Below are 21,901 nucleotides of genomic sequence, written 5' to 3' on the forward strand. Positions count from 1 at the left end.
CGTCGGGGAGACGTGAAAAACAGGACAACAGGTTTCGGCTGAATTCGGCTCGTGCCATGTTTGGTATGCGGCGTCATGGCCACCGGCGGTGCACAATGTACAGGCATCTACGGCACGTCCCGCGTGCTGTTGCGTTCGCATCAGCAGTCGACCGATCTGTAGGCTACAGCCGCGATCGGATCCGGGAACGTCACATCCCAACGCCCGAAAGTGATTTTCATCCTCGGTGTTGGCGCCCGTGTTGGTCGTACTCGTTTCAGAACCTGTTTGGCGCCAGCCTTCAGCCATCCAAAAGGACGGACCTTCCTAGGGGCGGTCCTCGGGCCGCGTGTCGCCCAGGCCTCGTTCGTTTCGCGCACCGTGTCTATGGCACACGTGCCATAGGATTACGATCAGGCTTGCGAATCGACAGGAACGACCCCACTTGCGTTTTTGAGACCCAGCCGCCAAACAGGTTGTTGACTTCTCTTATTCTAATCAATCTCAGCCTTTCATGCTCATCGATACCCATGCCCACCTGTACGTAGATGCGTTTGATGATGACCGCGACGCCGTTATTGAACGGGCAAAACAGTCGGGCGTCGAACAGATCGTTATGCCGGCCATCGGCGTTTCCTCGATTCAGCAGGCGATCGATTTAGCAGATCGGCACGAGGGACTGTATGTCATGGCGGCGCTCCACCCGTCGGAGGTGAAAGGTGCCACGGATGAGGATCTTGAAGCGATTCGGTCGTGGTGCGAGGATCCCCGTATTGTCGCAGTGGGGGAAAGCGGTCTCGATTATTACTGGGATCGTTCATACGACGACAAGCAGAAGGAGTATTTTCGCTGGCATATCCAATTGGCGATCGAGACGGACCTTCCGCTCATCATTCACAATCGGGAGGCGACGGAAGACGTTCTACGTATCCTGGAGGAGGAAAGGGAGGCATCGGAAACCCCAGAGCGCCTGCGCGGCATTTTGCACTGTTTTGTCGATCCGCCCGACGTTGCCGAGCGAGCGTGGGATCTCGGGTTCTACGTCGGACTCGGTGGAATCCTCACGTTTTCGAACAGCGAGGTCGACACGTTCGCGGCCGACATCCCGCTGGAGCACATCGTTGTCGAAACGGATAGTCCGTATCTCGCTCCCGAACCCAACCGCGGCGACCGCAATGAGCCTGCGTACGTCCGCCATGTTGCTGAGCGCCTTGCAGACGTCAAGGGGCGATCCTTCGAGGATGTTGCGCGCATCACGACGGAGAACGCTCGCACGATCTACGATTTGTAAGCGGGAACCAGCGGGAGAGTAGCGCCGCGGGAGGTCGGGCGAGACCGGCCGATGAACGGTAAAACAGATCTCTGGCACAAATAAAAACGCCCCGGTCCGTGGTGGGACCGGGGCGTTCTCGTGCGAGGGTGGATCGCGAGGATCCGTTCGCTCGCGCAGACGTCACTGGATGCGACTTACTTGTCGTCGCCTTCATCCACGACTTCATAGTCTGCATCGCGGACATCCTCATCCGAGGACGAGCTGCTGCTCGACGAAGAAGAGGAGCTGGACGAGCCGTTAGCGGCGCCTTGCGGCTGACCCTGCTGCGCCTCTTGCTGCGCGGCATAGATCTCCTGGCTGGCAGCCGCCCACTTCTCATTCAGCGTCTCGAGAGCGTCCTCTACGTTGCTGACATCCTGGTCAGCATCGACGTCTTCGAGCAGTCCCTTCAGTTCATCGAGAGCCGACTGGATTCCGTCGCGCTTGTCTTCCGGAATCTTGTCGCCGTACTCTTCGAGGTTCTGCTCCGTGGTGTACACCATGGAGTTGGCCTCGTTGATCTTCTCGGCACGCTCCTTCCGCTTCTTGTCTTCCTCGGCGTGCTGTTCGGCGTCCTCGCGCATCTTCTCGATTTCCTCGTCGGTCAGACCGCTCGAGGCCTCGATACGGATGGACTGCTCTTTGCCCGTGGCCTTATCGGCGGCAGACACGTTCAGGATACCGTCCGCGTCGATGTCGAACGTCACCTCAATCTGAGGCGTGCCACGCGGGGCGGGCGGAATGTCGGTCAGGTGGAAGCGACCGATCGTTCGGTTATCCTTGGCCATCTCGCGGTCGCCCTGCAGGACGTGGACCTCAACCGAGGTCTGGTTGTCTGCGGCGGTAGAGAAGACCTCCGACTTCTTCGTCGGGATCGTTGTGTTGGCCGGGATCAGCTCCGTCATCACGCCGCCCAGCGTCTCAATACCGAGTCCGAGGGGCGTAACGTCGAGCAGAAGAACGTCGTCGACATCGCCGGAGAGAACACCACCCTGAATGGCGGCACCAACCGACACAACTTCGTCCGGGTTCACGCTCTTATTCGGTGCGCGGCCGAAGAACTCTTCAACCGTTTCCTGAACGAGAGGCACACGCGTCGAGCCACCCACGAGCAGAACCTCGTCGATATCGCCCTTGCTGTAGCCCGCGTCGCTCATCGCCTTCTTCATCGGCTCGATGGTCCGGTCGACCAGATCACCGATGAGTTGCTCGAACTTGGCGCGGTTGATGTCCAGGTTCAGGTGCTTCGGACCTTCATCCGTCGCCGTGATGAACGGCAGGTTGACCGTCGTGGTTGTCGAGCTAGAGAGCTCGATCTTCGCTTTCTCAGCCGCTTCCTTCAGACGCTGGAGCGCCATCGGGTCATTGCGGAGGTCGACACCCTGCTCCTTCTTGAATTCGTCGGCAATGTAGTTGATAAGCGTCTGGTCGAAGTCGTCGCCGCCGAGGTGCGTATCACCGTAGGTTGCTTTGACTTCAAAGACACCATCGCCGAGCTCGAGGATCGATACGTCGAACGTACCCCCACCGAGGTCGTAAACCGCAACCACTTGCTCCTTTTCATCGTCGAGACCGTAGGCGAGCGACGCCGCGGTCGGCTCGTTGATGATGCGCCGGACGTTCAGGCCAGCAATCTTGCCGGCTTCTTTCGTCGCCGTACGCTGCGCATCGTTGAAGTACGCCGGCACGGTGATCACCGCGTCGGTGACCTCCTCTCCGAGGTACTCTTCGGCGGTTTGCTTCAGCTTCTGCAGGATCATCGCAGAGATCTCCTGCGGCGTGTACTCACGATCACCCAGCTTGACACGGGCCGTGTTGTTGTCGCCTTTGATGATCTCGTACGGAACGTCGCCGATCTCGCTCTCCACTTCGCCGTACTTCCGGCCCATGAAGCGCTTGATCGAGGCGATTGTGTTTTCCGGATTGGTGATTGCCTGGCGCTTCGCAGGCGCACCAACCAGTCGCTCTCCGTCCTTTTTGTATGCAACGACGGACGGCGTTGTGCGGGCACCCTCCGCGTTTTCAATGACCTTCGGTTCACCGCCCTCCATGACGGCAACGACGGAGTTCGTCGTTCCGAGGTCGATACCAATAATTTTACCCATAGTAGTGACGTTCTCTTTTTTTCAGTCGAAAAGCGTAACAGATCGTTCGGTGCGTATCGCACCCTCGCAAGTTGTTTAGTAGAGGATCAAGAACAGTGCCTTGAGGGGAGTCGGCGCGATTCTATGTCAGTGTGTCACATTTTGACTGGATCCTTCCCGGGACCTGCAAAAACACTCTGCCGGATCTGACAAAAGATGTTGGTGGCCTTCGATTCAATCTGCCGCTTTCGCCGAATTGGGTCTCCAGTTGATCTCGGCGAACGAACAAACTGCGACGGTAGCCCACTGCGTCTAGATCGGGTTCGGGTGCAAATTCGGTCAACATCAATGTCCGTCGGGTAAACCGGGCAGAAATCGTGGATGAGGACACGTATATTATCGTCCTATGTCTAGACACACGGCCTTACATCACATTCCGAATCTGCTAACGGTGGCGCGTATTCTGCTGACGCCGTTGGTGCTCGTCCTTCTGACGGTCGCGTCGTTCGCCGGTCAAGCCGCCGCACTGTTATGTTTTATGGCTGCGGGCATATCGGATTACTATGACGGCGTACTCGCCCGGCGGATGAAGGCGCGGTCGCGGCTCGGGCAATTTCTCGACCCGCTGGCGGACAAGATTCTCGTGCTCGGCACGTTCATTATGCTCCTGTTCGTCGAACCAGGGGCGGTCACGTGGTGGGGCGTCGCGCTCATAGCACTCCGCGATATCGTGGTGACGGCGGTTCGCTCGTATGCCGAGTCACAGGGTCGAACACTGAAGACCTTTCGGGTCGCCAAGTGGAAGACGTTGCTACAACTCTTCTTTCTGTGGGCCATCATGCTCCTGCGTACATTAGAATACACGGGTGCGGGGCCCACAGTCGACTGGATTCTGCGGGAGAGCGGGATGGCGCTCTTAGCGTTTTACGCGGTGGTCGCGTTCACTCTCTTTACGGGTGCTCTCTACATTTTCCAACCGCAGGATGACTCTGTATAGATCGCGCCGTCGTTCTGTCCTACACTCACACGCTTAGCTGATGGATTCTGCAGCGGACGACCTTCCCGATATGCCCGACCCTCTTCCGGAGGATGACGAAGGCAAAACCGATCAGAGCAATGCGGTGTCTCCACCGAAGCCGACGCGCTCTTCGCGGTTGCCTCCGGTTGGACCGCCCGAGCATGCTGATCCGCACGACATAAATGCTCGTCGCGCGCTCGCTGCCGACCTGCTTCAGATTGGGGCGGTCAGTTTGTCGCCGCAGGATCCGTATACGTGGAGCAGTGGAATGAAATCGCCGATCTATTGCGACAACCGGGTCACGCTGGGCTTTCCTCGCATCCGCGGAGCCATCCGGGACGGGTTTCATCGATTCGTGTACGAAATGGATGTGACGCCGGACGTTGTCGCGGGAACGGCCACCGCGGGCATCCCGCACGCCGCCTGGCTCGCCGATCGCCTTCACCTGCCGATGGCGTACATCCGGGGAGAGGCCAAGTCTCACGGCCGCAAGAACCGAATCGAAGGGATCGTTGAGTCGGGTCAGCAGGTCGTTCTCGTCGAAGACTTGATTTCTACCGGCGGTTCGGCTCTATCTGCGGTGCATGCGATTCAGGAAGCCGGAGCCACCGTTCCGGCGGTCGTAGCGATCTTTTCGTATGAGCTCGACAAAGCAAAACAAGCGTTTGACGATGCCGGAGTCCCACTCTTCACGCTGACAGATTTCTCGACCTTGATCGACGTGGCCCGGAGGGAGAACGACCTTCCCGTCGACGCTTTCGATTCCTTGTCGGAGTGGAGAAAGGATCCAGAGGCCTGGTCGTCGGCGCATGGCGGAGCGTAATCCCCGGCGCCCTCGACGACTGTCTTTCGATATGTTGTTTCAGACCATCTGAATTTATGAAGGCCCATCTCTTAACGATCGGCGATGAACTGCTGATCGGCCAGACGACGAATACGAATGCGACATGGTTGGGGGAGGCCTTGAGCCGAATTGGCGTTCACGTCGAGCGATCTGTGACCGTCGGTGATGATGCAGACGCAATCACGCGGGAGCTCGACCGATCGTACGAGGAAGCGCAGCTTGTTATCACGACCGGGGGACTCGGTCCGACGCATGACGACGTCACGAAGTCGATCGTGAGCGAATACTTCGACGCACCGCTCGAAACGGACGACGAACTCCTCGAGCGGGTCCGCCAGTATTACGAGCGGCGGGGACGGGAGATGCCGCCGGAAGTGGCGGACCTCGCGACGGTCCCGCGTGGCTTTGAGAAGCTCGAGAACAAGGTGGGCACGGCGGTTGGCCTGTGGTACGCAGAATCCGGAGACGATGGAGAGCGACTCCTGGCCGTACTCCCGGGTGTTCCAGATGAGATGCGCTCGATCTACGATAATGGCGTGGAGCCCCGGTTGTCCGAGCGCGCAGACTTACAGGATCTGGTCCACAAGACGCTTCTCACCACGGGCGTACCGGAGTCCAGTTTGCAGCAAAAGATCGGAGATCTATCCGACTGGCTCGACGGCGAACTGAAGCTTGCTTACCTGCCGTCGACCAGTGGCGTTCGCCTGCGACTGACTGCGATGGGACGCGATCGCGATGTGGCAGAACGGCGTATCGAGGCGCTGGAGGAGGAGTTGCGCGACCGCATTGGAAAGTATATTTTTGGTACCGGAAAGGACACGCTGGAAGGCGTTGTCGGCGATTTACTTCGTGAGCATGAATGGACCGTCGCAACAGCTGAGAGTGCGACCGGCGGTCTGATCGGACATCGCTTAACGAGTATTGCCGGCTCATCCGACTATTTTGTCGGCGGCGTCATTTCGTACGCGAACGAGGTGAAAATCAACACACTCGGCGTGTCCGCTAGTACACTGAAGGCGCACGGCGCTGTGAGTCAACCGGTCGCTGAAGAAATGGCCGCCGGTGCAGCGACGAAGCTCGGTGCCACGATTGGGATCTCAACCTCCGGAATTGCCGGTCCGGGCGGCGGGACCGAAGAAAAGCCGGTCGGCACGCTCTGCGTTGGGTTTGCGAGGCGAGAGGACGGCAAAGTTGTCGATCTAGACAGCGTCCGTCTCCAATTGACCAATGATCGTGTGCTGAACAAGGAACTGTTCGCAACCTCTGCACTGGAGATGATTCGCCGAAAGATCCTCTGGTGAGTACCGTCAGGGGAGCAGAAGTGAACTTGGTCCGTTGTTGGCCGTTGCGACATACTGTGTGCAATATGTGATGCCTCGCCATCCAGCGCGGATCTATCTCAGACGCCTCCTGTTTTTGCCCTGGCGGAGACGGAGGGCGAGCCGGGGCACAGGCAGGTTGCATGGTTATGACACAGGGGTGTCACTCCCGAACGTTATGTTCTTGGGTGTCCATGTGTCTTGGAGCATGTATCGTGGTGAGTAAGAATGGAAGATCTCGCCCGGCACGGACAGCGGGGGCCTAGCGGCTCGGCCGCATAACATATGTTGCGCAGTCCGCTGCGCACTCAAACGAATTCACGAAGCAACCACCGCATCATGGCAGACGATAACGGTCAGAAGAAGAAAGCGCTCGACCTAGCCGTCAAGCAGATCCATCGCGAGCACGGGAAAGGGTCCATCATGAAGATGGGCGAAGAGCCGGATCGTGCGATCAAGTCGATCCCGACCGGGTCGCTGACGCTTGACGCAGCTTTAGGGGTCGGCGGTGTCCCTCGAGGGCGTATTGTTGAAATTTACGGGCCGGAGTCGTCGGGGAAAACGACGCTAGCCCAGCATATCATTGCAGAAGCACAGAAGCTGGGCGGGTCCTGCGCCTTCATCGATGCGGAGCACGCACTCGATCCGAACTATGCGGAAGCTCTCGGCATCGACATCGATGAGCTCCTGATCTCTCAGCCGGATACGGGTGAGCAGGCACTGAATATTTGCGATACGCTGGTTCGAAGCGGTGCGCTGGATGTGATCGTGATTGACTCGGTGGCCGCCCTCGTGCCGCAGGCGGAGCTCGAAGGCGACATGGGAGACTCCCACGTCGGTTTGCAGGCCCGTTTGATGAGTCAGGCGCTTCGGAAACTCGCCGGCACGATCAATCGAACGAAGACGGTCCTGATCTTCATCAACCAGATCCGAATGAAGATCGGCGTGATGTTCGGTAGCCCGGAGACGACGTCCGGTGGGCGTGCGCTGAAGTTCTATTGCTCTGTCCGACTGGATATCCGGCGAATCGGTGCGGTCAAGGACGGATCCGACGTTGTCGGTAACCGAACTCGTGTCCGCGTGAAGAAGAACAAGGTCGCCCCGCCGTTCCGTGAAGCAGAGTTCGACATCATCTACGGCGAGGGAATCTCGTCGCTGGGTGAGCTGATCGATCTTGGCACTGAGCACGACATTATAGAGAAGCGTGGCTCGTGGTACTCGTACCAGGACGACACCATCGCGCAGGGTCGTGAAGCCACCAAAGAATGGCTCGAGGAGCACGACGAGGAACGTGAAGAGATCAAGACGGCGATTCGTCGTGAGCTTGGTATGCTCAGCGAGGAAGAGGAAGCTGCTCTCGCGGCCAAAGAAGAAGGGGACGATGAAGAAGAAGCCGACGACGACTCGTGATCGTCACCGTGTCTGTTAGTACGACAGGATCGAAGCCGCTCTCTCCAACGTGGAAGGAGCGGCTTCACTGTGTTTGTAGCTGTGAAAACGATTTGTTTTTGCTGGGAAACAGCCAGATGTGACGACGATGAGTAAGACATTGCGACCTAAGGTGCCACGGCACTGGGTGATATTGCTTCTATGCGTTTGCAGTACAGTGGACGTTCCGTCGGCGTCGGCTCAGCTGCGGGCTACTGCCGGCAACGGATCGAAACAAGAGTCTGTCGCTGCCACACCGGCGAAGGCGAGTCACGCACCCGAAGGGAGAGCCCACGGCGGTAAAGCATGTCTTCCCCGGGCGAACCGAAATTCGATCGACGTGCGGGGGCTTGCGCTCCTCTACTGTGCGGAATCGCCGTTGGTAACCACTCCACTGACGCTCGCTCACAAGAGTGCGTATCCCGTCTTCTACGGCGGGCTGCCCGCTGCGTGGATTGGAGTCTGGGCGATCCGGGGATCAGATGACTTTACTGATGTTTACCGCCTTACGGTAACGCAGGGAGCCACCTTTCTGACCGTCACTGCGTTGAAGCGGCTCTTTGGACGGCCTCGGCCGTTCATGACCGTCGCGGGCGTCCGGTCTCGATCAGCGTCATACGGACGGTCGATCGATGATGGCCAGTTTGCCTCTCTGCCATCGGGGCATGCGTCGTTGTCTGTCGCACTGGCCACGTCCTGGAGTCTGTCTCACCCGTACTGGTACGTGATTGCTCCGGCTGCCGTCTGGGCGGGAGGCGTGTCGCTAAGCCGTCCCTATCTGGGCGTTCACTATCCGTCCGACATTCTCTTCGGTGCGGTTCTCGGTGCCGGAATTGCCGTGGCGGTTCATCTATTGCGGGGCTCGATCACACCGGCGGTGTTCAAACCGAACGACCCCGCTGCCATCAAGGCAACGGGGCCGAAGGTGTCCCTACTGAAGGTGACGTTCTAACGCGAGCGCTGGAGCGAGGCATCCGTCCAGCCCAACTCGCACCGTGCTATCGAACGATCGAAATGGGTTGCGTGGCAGCACCTGTTTGCCCGAGTGCGCGAATGAAATACCGTCCCGAACTCAGCTGGCTCAGGTCGAGATTCATCACCGCGCGTCCCTGATCGGCGTCGATCTCCTCGTTAAACACGACGAAGACGCGGCGTCCGAGAACGTCGTAGATCGCGACATCGACCGTCTGCTGTTCGGTTGTTGCGACGCGGAAACTGACGGATTCCGTGACGCGCGACGACGATGGCTCGGTTAGAACGAGGGTCGATGTCGCTACGGCGCGGTTCTCTTCGGTTGTGCCGATCGGAGATACGTTGCCTTTGTTGTCGATGGCACGGACGGCAAAGTAGTAGGGCGTGTTCGGTTCGACGTCAACCACAACCTCTTCCGTCTGACCGGGACCCACAGGATTGGCCGGGCCGTCGATGCGCTCCGCGGCCTCAAAGTCTGCCTCGCTCGTGATGGGCGAAACGGACAGTCGAACATCGTACTCGGTAACGGTCCGCATCTTCTGATCATCGCCCGGTGCGGTCCAGGTCAGGCGCACCTGCTCCGCGTCTCGATCCGCAACCGTTGTCACGAGATCTTCGGGCCGGGCTGGCGGTATTTCATCGGGGAGAGGCGTCGCGGAAGATGTGCTGCTTGCTGTCGACGTATTGAAGTTGTCGTCAACCGCTTTGATCGCAAAGTAGTAATCGCGCTCCGGAATGAGTGACAACGTCGTCGTTTCCTGTGTGCCGGGCGCTTGGGTGTTGCTGGTAAATGGGACGCGCGCGGCTGTGTTAAATTCGCCAGCTGTCGTTATCGGCGATGTGGCGTACCGGATATCGTATGTGTAAACGGGCTCCGTGCCATTCCCATCATCGCTTGGAGCGATCCATGATAGGGTTACTTCTCCAACCGATGGGTCCGCTGTGGCTGCCAGAGACGTCGGTGCAGACGGCGGGATGTTGTCGTCGGGATCGAGGCTCTTGCGTCTGCCATCGGTCGTTGTCGCACCCGTACCATCGGGATCGAGCCAGTCGCGTAGTCGCGAGTCCGGAGTGCCTCCACCTTGCCAGGCCTCGGAGATGCGACCGTACCAATCCGGGGCGTCGTTCCCGCAGGATGCAAATCCGCCGGAAAGCACACCTACGACACGTTTGTTTAGGTCGTAAAGCGGTGAACCGGATGATCCACCCTCCGTGGTCCCGTCGTCCCAGTCTTCTATTCGAAGGTGAGATCCGCCGCTCGTGGAATCGGTGTACGGTGTGATACTGGTTGCGTCGTATTCGAAGCTGATGCGCTTCCCATGTCCTCGCGGGTGATGGATCGTTACCGCTTCTGCTGGTGCGTTGCCTTCAACCGACCAGCCGCTGAAGAACACTTCATAGGAGAGTGGGATCGAGTTGTTGATCTCCACGAGGGTAACATCCGGTTTCCCCGAAATGGTACCTTGCGACTCAAAATTCCCGTATGACATGCGGAGTGTTGCCCCGCTCATGGTTTCGTCATTTCGATCATCGCTGGTTACTGTGCCGCTCTGCGTACCGCCGGGTGTGCGGCACGTCGGGTTCTGATAGTTAAAATAAAACACCATCGAATTGGCCTGGGACTCGGTCGACACGCAGTGTTCAGCCGTCAGAACGTATGGGGGGACTGAGTTCAGATCCGTCGTGTTAACGAGCGAGCCGGTGCAGACGAAAGACCCCGTGCCATCAGAATACGTGTAACTCATAACCGAGTCGACCTGATCGTTCCAAGGATCAGCGATCGAGCAGGCCACGTCGATATTGCATGCACCCGATTTCCCATATCGCCCGGCGAGAGCCTCTTCCAGTGGAATGAAGCCATGCACGACCTTAGAGATTTGGATCTCAAGATTCTCTCGCTGCATCTGTGGGACGACCGCTTCGATGTAGAGGGCGCTGCCGTCGACGTACGGTGTCCAGTAGAGCTCTTCCCCGAGATCAGCCGGCTGGATCGGCTTCCGTTTTGTGGAATAATCGGCACCATACACGTACAATTCTGCACCGTCAGGCAGCGTCCCGCGTAGCGCAGCGGACATTGTCAGCGCCTCGGGCGAGGAGATCTGCACGCGCCAGAGGAAGTCGCCATTCGCAAGTTGGGTCCAGGATCCATTGCGTCGGGGGTGTATGTCCACCGGGCGATTGGTACCGTACTGCAGAGGCCCATCTACCGACTGCGATTGTGCCAGCTCCACATTTGAACTCGGCATCCCGGTCAGTTGGACCGTCGAGACGTTCTGCTCATCCAGTGGATCGGTGAACAGTCGCTCCGATGGTGGCTGCACCGACTGCGCAGCGACACTCATCACGGAAAAAAGTGCGACGGCGAGGAAGAGGGTGAAACGCTTCATGAGCATGAGGAACGACGAAAGGGGAATGAGGGAGTGACCGGGGGAGATCACTCCAGAGGGCAGAAGAGTCAGGCGGTCACTAGTGCCTCAACGAACCGGCGATGCGACATCGAGCAGACGGACCAACAGGGGCACTCAGAACAACGGCTTTGGCGGTACTGGCCATTCGAAGCAGCGGGGGGCCGGCGCCAGAACCGCGTTCCGTGATGGTTCGTCCGTCCCGTCTAGAGAGAAGAGTGCTGGCGTACGCGCTCGTCCATATCGTTGACCTTCTTAATGAGTTTCTGCTTGTATTCGAGCATGCGACCCATGAGGTCCGGATCGGCTGTAGCAAGAATTTGAACCGCTAGCAGCGCGGCGTTCTTTGCCCCGTTGATAGCCAAACTTCCGACGGGCACGCCTCCTGGCATCTGGACGATGGAGAGGAGGGAGTCGAGGCCGTTGAGCTTGCTTGTTTTAACAGGCACACCCAGAACGGGGAGTGGGGTGCTCGCAGCAATCATGCCGGGCAAGTGAGCCGCTCCGCCCGCGCCGGCAATGATGACCTTGATGCCGCGTTCGTGAGCCGTCTCTGCATATTCCTTCATTGCGGCGGGGGTCCGGTGGGCAGACAGAACCCGCATCTCGTACGAGAGCTCGAACTCGTCAAGGAGTTCAGCACAATCTTTCATCACGGGCAGGTCGGACTCACTGCCCATAGCAATTCCGATTCTCGGTGTGGAGTCACTCATCAACTTCGGATTGGCTACTCGGGTGGAAAAATGAACATCCTAGAGGACAGCCGTGCTACAGTTCGATGGCAGCAGCTGCTTCTTCCGCTCGTGCGCGCACGCTCTCAGGGTCGTCGCCGACAACGGTAACGTGGCCCATCTTACGATTCGGGCGCACCTGAGGCTTGCCGTAGATGTGAACGGCAGCACCTGAAACGGACAGTGCCTCCCGCAAGCCGGTTGTCTTCGGCGGACGCCCATCTCGGTGACCGAGTACGTTGACCATCACGGCCGAATTCGCGCGAAGGCCCGGATCTCCGAGCGGCCAATCGAGGATGGCCCGAATGTGATTCTCGAACTGGGACGTATGCGAGCCCTCAATTGAGTAGTGTCCGGTGTTGTGCGGTCGCGGTGCGAGCTCGTTGACGAGAATATCGTTATCTTCCGTCTGGAACAGCTCGACTGCCGTGAGACCGACCCCGTCAACCGCATCGACAGCCGCGGCGGCCACCTCTCGCGCGCGCTCGGAAACGTCTTCGTCGATCGGGGCAGGCACGACAACGGCATGGCACCGGTGATCGCGCTGAACTGTGTACGCTACCGGGTATGTCACCTGCTCACCGCCGGGTCGGCGCGCGACCTGCACGGCCAGTTCGCGTTCGAAGGGGATGAACGCCTCGATGAGTGCGCCGTCGTCGGCCGCTAGATCTGGCCACGCCTGTCGAAGCTCTGACTCGTCACGCGCTGTTGCATTTCCGTAGCCGTCGTACGAGCCACGGTATTGCTTCACTACGACGGGGTAGCCGAGCTTAGATGCAGCGTCGACGGCATCGGAAAGCGTATGGCAGCAGGCAAACGGGGGAAGGGGGAGTCCCGCTTCGGCGAGCGTGCGATTCTGAACGCCTTTGTCTTTGATCAGGTCGAGCGTAGATGGCCCGGGACGAAGAGCGGCATTTTCCGGTAAAACCTCAGCCATTTCAGCCGCCGGAGCCCATTCGCTTTCGACCGTGATCACATCGCATTCTCGGGCGAAGCGGCGCAAGACCTCCGGATCTCTCCAGTCGCCCGATCGCGAGTCCGCGAAGAATTGCATGGGGCCGGCATCCTTCGGGGAGAGAAGTCGCGTGTGAACGCCTAGCTGCTGTGCGGCGGCGGCCATCATCTTGCCGAGCTGACCTCCACCAAGGACGCCGACCGTGGGGAAGGACTCGGATGAAACCGTGGACATGATGCAGTTCTGATTAGCGAAAAAAGACTATTCGTCCTCGTCGTCCTCGCCAGAGAGAAGGCGGTCCAGCTGTTGTTCGTCATCGACAAGGACGTCACGCGCTTTCGTTCCGTTGAAGGGGCCGACGATGCCTGCCTCTTCGAGTTGATCGACGATTCGTGCTGCACGTGTGTAGCCTACCGCGAGTTTGCGCTGGAGGAGGGAGACGGATCCCTGCTGGCGTCGGACGATGACGCGGGCGCCTTCTTCAAAGAGATCATCGGTGTCTTCGACACCGAGGGTGACGTCGGGGCCATGACCGGCATCGGACAGTGACGGCAACTCGTACGCCCCGTGTCCCGGCTGATCCGCGATATAGTCGACGATCCGTTCGACCTCGTCGACGGAGACGAACGGACCCTGCAGACGCCTGAGCGTGCTCCCGCTGAGGTAGAGCAGGTCGCCGTTCCCGACAAGCCCTTCGGCACCGATCTGGTCGAGAATCGTTCGCGAGTCGACCCGAGAGGCGACCTCGTAGGCAATCCGGGAAGGGAAGTTGGCCTTGATCAGGCCGGTGATGACGTCGACAGACGGACGCTGCGTGGCGAGAACGAGGTGAATGCCCACGGCGCGCGCCATCTGAGCGAGTCTCGCGATCGGCCCTTCAATCTCCTTCCCGGCTGTCATCATAAGGTCGGCGAGCTCGTCGACAACGACCACGATGTACGGCATGTGACGGTGGCCGTCGTCGGGGTCGAGCGAGCCTTCCTTGAACTTGCGATTGTAGGCTCGGATACCGCGGACGCTCGCTTCGGAGAGAAGGTCGTATCGTTCCTCCATCTCTTTCTCGCACGACTTCAGCACGCCCAGTGCTTCATCGACATCCGTGACCACGGCATCGGTCAGATCCTCGGGGCGCGCAATAAAGTGTTCGTCGAGGTGGGAGTACTGCTGAAGCTCGATCTTCTTCGGATCGATGATGACGAACTTCAGATTCGAGGGATGACACGCGTAGAGAAGCCCCGTAAGTAGTGTGTTCAGACCGACGGATTTACCCGATCCGGTGGCACCCGCGATGAGGAGGTGGGGCATCTTGGTGAGGTCGGCCAGGAAAACCTCTCCTTCGATGCTCTTGCCGAGCGGGAAGGGGAGCTCCATATCGGTATCCCGAAACTTCGCGGTGCCAATCACTTCTCGCAGTCGCACTAGTTCGCGATTGCGGTTCGGGATCTCGATACCCACGGCCGACTTTCCGGGGATCGGGGCGATCATCCGGATGCCCTGTGCCGCCATCGCCATGGCCAGGTCATCTTCGAGCGACTTGATCCGGCTCACTTTGATGCCTGGAGCCGGCGTGAGCTCGTACCGTGTGACCGTCGGTCCGACGACCGCCTTGATATCCTGGATCTCGACGTTGTACGTCTCAAGCTTGTCGAGCAGGATGCGCTTGTTCTCTTCAAGCTCATCGCGGTCAACGCTCCGGTCCGACTCCTGCGACTCGTCGAGCAGGGCGATCGATGGCGCCGTGTACGGCAGCTCTTCCGGCACATCAGCGGGTCGCTCGATGTCTTCCGCGCGCTCTTCCTCGACCTGCTCCTGAACCTGAAGCTCGACATCCTGACTCGTACGGTCCTCCTCGTCCGAATTTTCGGAGTCCAGATCGTCCTCTGGCGAAATGTCGTCCGTGTCAGCATCCGAGGTTTCGTTCTCTTGTACAGACGGCTCCAGCTCGATGACAAATGGGTCATCATCGAGCTCTTCGTCGTCGACCTGATCCTCGACGCGGTCGAACGCCTCGCTGAAATCGGCCTCCATGTCGTCGAGGTCGAAGTCCTCGTCGGACGGGGCTTGATCGTTCCCGGGACGCGCCGAACCCGACTCCGTCGGGGCGTGATTGTCCGAACGCGTATCCGATCCTTCTACCTCCTCCACCTCGTCATCTGTTGATTCAGACGGCGGCGCATAGGTAGAGTGGAGGCGATCACGGAAAAGGTCGTTCCGTATGGTCATTCCGGGTGAGGACGAGCGTCCTCCTTCAGCTGCTCCGTCACTCGACGACGCAGATGGACTGGGAGAAGGGGGGACGGGGGTATTCGCCTCCTCCGGTGCCGAAGAGATCTGATCCGGTGCTTCGGAGTCCGCTTTAGGTGCAGGCGAAGCGGACGATTCGTCCGGAGTAACGAGACGAGGCGCGGCATCCGAAGCGGCAGCCTGCTCCCTGCTATCGGTTGGGCTTGAACCTGAGGTTGCAGTGGTTTCTTCCTGCTTCTCAAGACGCGCCTGGTGCGCCTCGGCTCGCTGGCGTTTTTCTTCTTGCTTGCGTCGTTCCTCTTCAATGGCAGCTTCGCGCTTACGTCGTGCGGCCTCTCGCTCCTTCTGCCGCTCCGTACGCTGAGATTCCATTTCCAGCTTCCTGCGTGCTCGCTTTTCGTTCCACTCGACGTAGCGGGTGCGTACACGCTCACGGAACGTCTTAACGAAGTCGACGACACGGTCGATGGAGCGCTGGATGTCGTGGTCCACGACGAGCAGAAGCATCACCGTGACCGCCAGCAGAAGAAGGATGAAAGATCCGGTGACGCCGAAAATGCGCTGCATCCAACCGGCCGTGCCGACACCTACGGACCCCGCCCAGGTGAGCAGCCCGTTCTCCGTCTCCAAGGTGTGCCCAAACCAGCCGATAAGCGTGGCAACGACAAAGGTCGAAATGGCCGTGAGGCCGGTGGCATAGACCAGTCGGCGAGGGTCAAGATGCCGGAAGACGGCAAAACCCCAGGCGAAGAGCAAACCGGTGAGTGCTATCACCGTGTAGCCGAGAAAGCCCGGGACCATCACCATGGCGAGTTCGGCACCAACGATTCCCAGCGCATTTCGCACGCGAAACTGGGCCTGGTGATCAGCCGGGTTCACGATTGCGTCGCCGAGAGACAATGCGCGAGCAATGGCATCGTCACCCGGGTTGTAGGTGACGAACGCGAGGGTTAAAAGAATGGCGAATACCATAAGCACGAGGCCTAAGACCTCGAGCTTCCGCCGGGTGGAAATGACGGGGGCGTCGCTAGACGCGTTCTTCTTTTTCTTTTTTGAGCCCGTGGAGGCCATACCGCAGTGGGAACCGATTCATTCGACCGACACTCATCCCCGAACATCAGGCAGATAACGCGTCGGCATGTGCGCTATATGTTAACCTCGCGTCTGGCGTGCAAACTTACAAGCGGGATGCACGGCTGGCGATGGAGATGTAAATCTTAACATGAATCATGAGATGGCGTACAGGAGGCGATGTTTGCCCGCATACTCGGCCCTTCGTCATGCGCTAGATTCCGTCTTATCCGCTAACGGCGCCGGGGAGAGGTCTTCGTACAAGACGAGCCGATTGTCGGTATAATAGGGAAGAACGGGCAGAGCGTCGACCTTGAAGCAGTATTCAACGTCGTCGCTGTACCCACGTTCAACCAGGTTTTGCGCGTGGTTGGCTCGTCTCAGTGCCGAGCCCACATCCTCACGATCGGTGTGAAACAGGGTGAAGGCCGTATGGGCCGAATCGGTCGCATATTCTGGCTCTTGTCCTCCCCAGAGGCGTTCCAGCATCAGACCTGCGCACAGCGTGTCCTCGAGCGAGAGTCTGTTTTGACGTCCGGCACAGATGATTGCTACGTCCCGTCCGGCTTCCCGGATGAAGTCAACAATCCGGCCGGCGTTAAGAAAGCATCCGGCGATGAGGTGGGGGGCGGACTTCGCACGGCTGAGAGCCTTCGTGCCATTCGTCGTGTTAAGAATCACATCGCGGTCTTCAACCTCCTCCTGCGTGTACTCCAGCGGCGAGTTACCGAGGTGATAACCTTCGATCTTTTCGGCATCGCGCTCACCACCGAGACGATAGACGTCCGGGTCGAGGTTTGCGGCGATTTTGCTCGCTTCCGCCATGTCTGGAACGGGCATCACGGCACGAGCCCCATTCTGCAGAGCCGTGGCGATGGTCGAGCATGCGCGGAGAACGTCAATGACGATGACAGTTCGATCGCGTACGTCCTCATCAGTGACGTTCGAGTGGGTCAGAAATACTTCTACGTCCATCGGGGTGAAGATAGGAGTTGAAAAAGCGTCTGCAAACCTCGCGAGTTGCCGGGAGGTCTCGTCGGCACATCAGTTAGACAGAGTAGGGGACAGGGGACCCGTTGACCATGAACAGGGGGTTAGTTCTGCTACAACCCACCGGTTGGACGCGGATCGGTCCATTCGCGGTTATTCGCTCTTGTGGAGCGGCGGTTTGCGGACTTCGATGCCGAAGGGGCGCCGACCTCCGATGCGAAGTGCCGTGCCCGGCTCGCTGTACGCGGCGTCGTTGGGCACATATCCGAGTCCGATGCCTGTTTCGAGCATGGGAGACTGAGAGCCACTGGTAACGACACCGATCTCGTTCCCGTCAGCCGTTTCGATCGGATATCCGCTTCGAGGAATACCACGCTCCGTGGCGACAAAGCCAACGAGCGTCCGTGCCGGGCCTTCCGTTTTGATCGCCTCAAGAGCCTCGCGTCCGACGAACGGGCCGGCGTCGAGTTTGACAACCCAGCCCAGTCCAGCTTCGTACGGATTCGTTTCTTCCGTGATATCATTTCCGTAGAGGCAGTATCCAGCCTCCAGACGAAGCGTGTCGCGAGCACCGAGACCGGTCGGAATGAGGCCGTGCTCTTCACCTGTTTCGAGAAGCTGATTCCATACCGTGACGGCATCGGCAGCAGGGACGTACAGTTCAAGCCCGATTTCGCCGGTGTATCCGGTACGCGAGACGATCGCCGTGTCCAGGCCCATGAATGCACCGTCGTGTGCCTCCCGAAAATGGTAAAACTTCAGGTCATCGAGGGAAGCATCGACGAACGGCTGTGCGATCTCGAACGACTTCGGCCCCTGTAGCGCGAGAAGTGCGAGGTCGTTGCTCAGGTTGATTAGATCAGCATCCATCGGGTTGTTCGCCCGCATCCAGCTGATGTCCTTCTCGATGTTCGAGGCATTGATGACGAGCAAGTACGACTCCTCCGAACGCCGGTAGACGAGAAGGTCATCCACGATGCCGCCGTCTTCCTTGCACATCACGGTGTACATCGCGCGGCCGTCATACAGCTTCCCGGCGTCGTTCGTGACCAGGTGCTGCACAAAGTCGAATGCTTTGGGACCGCTGACCTCTACCTCGCCCATGTGGCTGACGTCGAACAGGCCGGCGGCTTCTCGGACGGCGCGATGCTCCTCGATAATGGAGGAATACTGCACCGGCATGTCGAACCCGCCGAACGCCATCATTCGGGCATCGAGTTCGAGGTGAGCGTCGTGAAGCGGCGTGTACTGCAACGTGTCAGGTTCGGCCATGCGTGGCGTGTGCGGTTGCGGTGGAGAAGATAGTGGACGAGATCTGGCGAGCGACGCCAGTGTGTATGATAGGCGACGTCCGCGCGCAAGTCAACGAATCCCGTTTGATTTTAATCGCTAGACCGAGATTCTGACGTTGTCCTTCGCTGGGGGTGGCGCTACTCGAGTCGGCGTGCGGCGTAGTCGGCTCCGTTCAATACGTCCACCGCTTCGTCTGCGTCGTCGCTGTCGTCGAAGCCGAGTCGGAACGTGCCACCCGTCCCTTCGCGAAACTTCAGGAGTTCGACGTCCTGCACGTTCAGGTCGGCACTCAAAAGGATTCCGGTAATCTCATGCAACTCGCCCGGACGATCCTCTGCACGAACGACGATGTCAAACAGGGGCTGAAGAAACCCTTTTCTGTCGCGGGGAATGCGTTCACGTGCCTGGCCCGCCTGCTCGAAGGCGTCGTCGAGTGCATCGATGTCGTCCTCAATCAGCCGGTTGCGCATTCCCTGGATCGAGCGAGCAAACCCTGCAAGCGCATCTAGAATGCGACCCTGGTTGCCGACGAGAACGTCTCGCCACATTGAGAAGGGTGAGCTCGCGATGCGCGTCATGTCGCGAAACCCGCCGGCTGCGAGCTGCCGCGCCATATCGTCGTCGAGGTCGTCGACGACGTTCATGAGCGCGACCGCGAGAAGTTGAGGCAGGTGGCTCACCCAGGCTGCGATACGGTCATGCCGATCCGCATCCAGTACGACCGGCTCCGCTCCGGTCGATTCAATCAGATTGACAACGGGATAGAGATTGCCGGAAAGAGCGTCCTGGCTGGTGCCCTCCGGGAGGCATAGGGCGTAAACGGCGTTCTCGAAGAGAAGCGAATCTGCCGAGTCGATCCCTGAGGTCTCGGCGCCGGCCATCGGGTGTCCTCCCAGAAAGTGGATATCCTTCGGAAGGACATCGGCCGCCTGCTCCATCACGGGAGATTTGACGGACGCGACATCCGTCACGATCGCACCATCCTTCAGGTGTTCTGCGACGGACTCCATCAGCTTCACCGTGGCACCGACCGGCGTGGCGAACACGACGATATCCGCACCGGAAACGGCTGTGATCGGATCCGCAGCGCGTTCATCGATAGCACCACGATCGAAAGCTCGGTCGAGTACCTCGGGTCGGTCATGGCCGACAATTCTACAGTCCGGCTTCCGGTCACTCCAGGCAAGGCCCAGAGAGCCACCGATGAGACCCGTTCCAATGATTGCGATGCGCGGCGAGAAGTCCGTCATTCGTGCGTTAGATATTTGTAGAACTGCGATGCACTCCGGTGGTACACGTGACCGAACGGATCGTGCCGATCTCTACCTGATCGTATCTTCTCTTCAACGTAGCCGACGCGCCCGCTGTCTATGCTCATTCCGATCGGAGACGATGACCGTCGCCTCGCGGGTCCGGCATTCGTAACCGTAGGCCTTGTCATGGCGAATCTCCTCGCCTTTTTTCTATGGCAGGGCGCTGGCGCCAACCAGATCGCGATGTACGGGTGGAGCGTGATCCCGGTTGAGATCACGCAGGGCATCGACCTGGTGCAGACGCAGTATGTGGATGCAGGCGGGCGGAGTGTACCCGTGCCGCAGGCCCCCGGGCCGACGCCTGTATACCTGACGATTCTGACAGCCATGTTTATGCACGGGGGATACGCCCACCTCTTCGGGAATTTGCTGTACCTCTGGATTTTCGGCGACAACGTCGAGCATCGTCTCGGGGGATGGCGGTTCTTCGGGTTTTACGTCTTCTGCGGGATCGCGGCTACGCTCATCCAGGTGGCGACCGCGCCGGACGGGGTGATTCCCAATCTCGGGGCGTCGGGCGCTATTGCAGGCGTTCTCGGGGCGTACATGGTGTTCTTTCCCAAGAATCGCGTGCACGCGCTGTTTATCTATGCCATCGTGTCGGTGCCGTCGATCGTGGCGATTGGGCTCTGGGTCGCCTTTCAGTTTTTTAACGGATATGGGGCGATTATGGAAACGCAACAGTTGGGAGGCGTCGCGTATGGTGCACATATCGGTGGTTTTCTGACCGGCGCCCTGCTTGCCGGGGTCGTTCGCCTCGCGGGGATCTGGAGCCCTTCGAGTTCGTCTCCACCTGAACCGAGAGAACATGCGGGCGACCTCCCACGCCGTTGGTAGCTGTCTAACGAGCAGAAACGGACGCGTCTTCATTTCGGCGATTCAGACGAGATCAACGCAACGAGATGACATCTGCATCAAGCGTCATTGTACTGTGGAGTGGGGGGAAGGACGCCGCGTGGATGCTGTACGAGCTCCTCAATGATTCGAAGGTGCAGGTGGACGGTCTGTTGACCACTGTCATCGAAGGAGCGAACACCGTGACCACACACGGCACGCCAACCGATCTGATCGAGCAGCAGGCAAACGCGTTAGGTCTGCCGCTTCATCTCATGTGCGTTCCACCCGAACCATCAAACGCAACGTACGAAGAGCACCTGGAGCGAGCGCTTGCCCCCCTTCGAGCGCAGGGTGTTGCGGCCGTCGCAGCGGGAGATCTGCACCTGGAGGACATTCGCAGGTATCGATCGAACCTCTTTCGTCGTTTTCAAATGACCCCGATGTTTCCCATCTGGGGGCGCGACACGCATGTGCTAGCGCAAGATATGCTGGATCGAGGATTCCAATCTGTCGTCTCGAGCGTGGACACCACGCAACTCGACGCACGTTATGTGGGACGCGCCTACAACGAAGAATTTCTGAGCGATCTGCCCGATGGCGTCGATCCGTGTGGTGAGAACGGCGAGTTTCACACGTTCACGACCGATGCCCCGATGTTTGCCGAGGCGATTCCTGTTTGCGTCACGGAAACGCGTGGCACCGGCCGGATGCGTTACGCTCAGTTGTCGTCGTTGTAGTGGACTGCTTGTCTCATCAGGCCAGGGCGAATGTAAATGTACGCTCGCTTATCGGATTGGAGATCGAGATGGCATCTTCGGCACTGTTGATTCGAACAATCTCCTGTAGCTCAACAGTGACACGAAACCGAAATGGTCGTGTCTCGATGCCAGGCCTCAAATATGAGGTCGATTTGATCGAAAAAAGGGGAGGAGACGCAGGAATCAACGTTTTCTGATCCACGGCCGTTTGCAGAGACGATTGGTCGTGTTGCAGCCCTTTTCGTCGAGGTTGCCGTACCAGCGGAAAATAAAAAGCGCCCTCCCGTCGTGAGACGAGAGGGCGCTTCCGGATTTTGGTCGTGCCGGAGGCACGCCGGTGAGAGCGAG

Annotated in this window: 16 protein-coding genes; 8 read left to right on the forward strand and 8 right to left on the reverse strand. The window is 59.1% G+C overall.

What is annotated here, in order from left to right; all coding sequences use genetic code 11:
* Positions 1-493: 493 nt before the first annotated feature.
* On the forward strand, positions 494-1,270 hold the full coding sequence (locus CRI94_RS01120) for a TatD family hydrolase (RefSeq protein WP_098073820.1): 777 nt from the start codon (positions 494-496) through the stop codon (positions 1,268-1,270).
* 176 nt (positions 1,271-1,446) lie between these two features.
* Here the strand turns inward: CRI94_RS01120 and dnaK are convergent, their stop codons facing one another.
* Positions 1,447-3,396, reverse strand: coding sequence for a molecular chaperone DnaK (dnaK, locus tag CRI94_RS01125; protein WP_098073821.1), 1,950 nt, complete (start codon positions 3,394-3,396; stop codon positions 1,447-1,449).
* Between the two features lie 385 nt (positions 3,397-3,781).
* On the opposite strand from dnaK, the gene pgsA reads away from it, so the two are divergent.
* From pgsA to CRI94_RS01150, 5 genes are all read left to right on the forward strand, one after another.
* Positions 3,782-4,372, forward strand: coding sequence for a CDP-diacylglycerol--glycerol-3-phosphate 3-phosphatidyltransferase (gene pgsA / locus CRI94_RS01130; protein ID WP_098073822.1), 591 nt, complete (start codon positions 3,782-3,784; stop codon positions 4,370-4,372).
* A gap of 70 nt (positions 4,373-4,442) precedes the next feature.
* Positions 4,443-5,216, forward strand: a complete 774-nt coding sequence (gene pyrE / locus CRI94_RS01135; protein ID WP_098074281.1) for an orotate phosphoribosyltransferase — start codon at positions 4,443-4,445, stop codon at positions 5,214-5,216.
* Between the two features lie 56 nt (positions 5,217-5,272).
* Positions 5,273-6,538, forward strand: a complete 1,266-nt coding sequence (locus tag CRI94_RS01140) for a competence/damage-inducible protein A (protein WP_098073823.1) — start codon at positions 5,273-5,275, stop codon at positions 6,536-6,538.
* A 357-nt stretch (positions 6,539-6,895) separates the two neighbouring features.
* Positions 6,896-7,966 carry a recombinase RecA gene (gene recA, locus CRI94_RS01145; RefSeq protein WP_098073824.1) on the forward strand — a complete coding sequence of 357 codons (1,071 nt, stop codon included), beginning with the start codon at positions 6,896-6,898 and terminating at the stop codon, positions 7,964-7,966.
* 397 nt (positions 7,967-8,363) lie between these two features.
* Positions 8,364-8,936, forward strand: coding sequence for a phosphatase PAP2 family protein (locus CRI94_RS01150; RefSeq protein WP_218919337.1), 573 nt, complete (start codon positions 8,364-8,366; stop codon positions 8,934-8,936).
* Between the two features lie 46 nt (positions 8,937-8,982).
* On the opposite strand, the gene CRI94_RS01155 is transcribed toward CRI94_RS01150, so the two are convergent.
* The 7 genes from CRI94_RS01155 to CRI94_RS01185 form a co-directional block, all read right to left on the reverse strand.
* Positions 8,983-11,343 (reverse strand): trypsin-like peptidase domain-containing protein, encoded by a 2,361-nt coding sequence (locus CRI94_RS01155; RefSeq protein WP_179862102.1) that lies wholly within the window; start codon positions 11,341-11,343, stop codon positions 8,983-8,985.
* A gap of 224 nt (positions 11,344-11,567) precedes the next feature.
* On the reverse strand, positions 11,568-12,074 hold the full coding sequence (gene purE, locus CRI94_RS01160) for a 5-(carboxyamino)imidazole ribonucleotide mutase (protein WP_179862103.1): 507 nt from the start codon (positions 12,072-12,074) through the stop codon (positions 11,568-11,570).
* A 55-nt stretch (positions 12,075-12,129) separates the two neighbouring features.
* Complete coding sequence (purK, locus tag CRI94_RS01165) at positions 12,130-13,281, reverse strand: 5-(carboxyamino)imidazole ribonucleotide synthase (protein WP_098073827.1); 1,152 nt, start codon at positions 13,279-13,281, stop codon at positions 12,130-12,132.
* A gap of 27 nt (positions 13,282-13,308) precedes the next feature.
* Complete coding sequence (locus CRI94_RS01170; RefSeq protein ID WP_098073828.1) at positions 13,309-16,362, reverse strand: DNA translocase FtsK 4TM domain-containing protein; 3,054 nt, start codon at positions 16,360-16,362, stop codon at positions 13,309-13,311.
* 207 nt (positions 16,363-16,569) lie between these two features.
* Positions 16,570-17,337: a 2-phosphosulfolactate phosphatase gene (locus tag CRI94_RS01175; protein WP_098073829.1), complete on the reverse strand. Its 768-nt coding sequence runs from the start codon at positions 17,335-17,337 to the stop codon at positions 16,570-16,572.
* A gap of 168 nt (positions 17,338-17,505) precedes the next feature.
* Complete coding sequence (gene gcvT / locus CRI94_RS01180) at positions 17,506-18,624, reverse strand: glycine cleavage system aminomethyltransferase GcvT (RefSeq protein ID WP_098073830.1); 1,119 nt, start codon at positions 18,622-18,624, stop codon at positions 17,506-17,508.
* Positions 18,625-18,782: 158 nt separating this feature from the next.
* Positions 18,783-19,895, reverse strand: coding sequence for a prephenate dehydrogenase (locus CRI94_RS01185; RefSeq protein ID WP_098073831.1), 1,113 nt, complete (start codon positions 19,893-19,895; stop codon positions 18,783-18,785).
* 120 nt (positions 19,896-20,015) lie between these two features.
* On the opposite strand from CRI94_RS01185, the gene CRI94_RS01190 reads away from it, so the two are divergent.
* Both CRI94_RS01190 and CRI94_RS01195 read left to right on the forward strand, forming a co-directional pair.
* Positions 20,016-20,795 carry a rhomboid family intramembrane serine protease gene (locus tag CRI94_RS01190; RefSeq protein WP_098073832.1) on the forward strand — a complete coding sequence of 260 codons (780 nt, stop codon included), beginning with the start codon at positions 20,016-20,018 and terminating at the stop codon, positions 20,793-20,795.
* A gap of 65 nt (positions 20,796-20,860) precedes the next feature.
* Positions 20,861-21,532, forward strand: a complete 672-nt coding sequence (locus CRI94_RS01195; RefSeq protein ID WP_098073833.1) for a Dph6-related ATP pyrophosphatase — start codon at positions 20,861-20,863, stop codon at positions 21,530-21,532.
* Positions 21,533-21,901 lie beyond the last annotated feature (369 nt).

Source organism: Longibacter salinarum (assembly GCF_002554795.1).
GTDB classification, from domain to species: Bacteria; Bacteroidota; Rhodothermia; order Rhodothermales; family Salinibacteraceae; genus Longibacter; species Longibacter salinarum.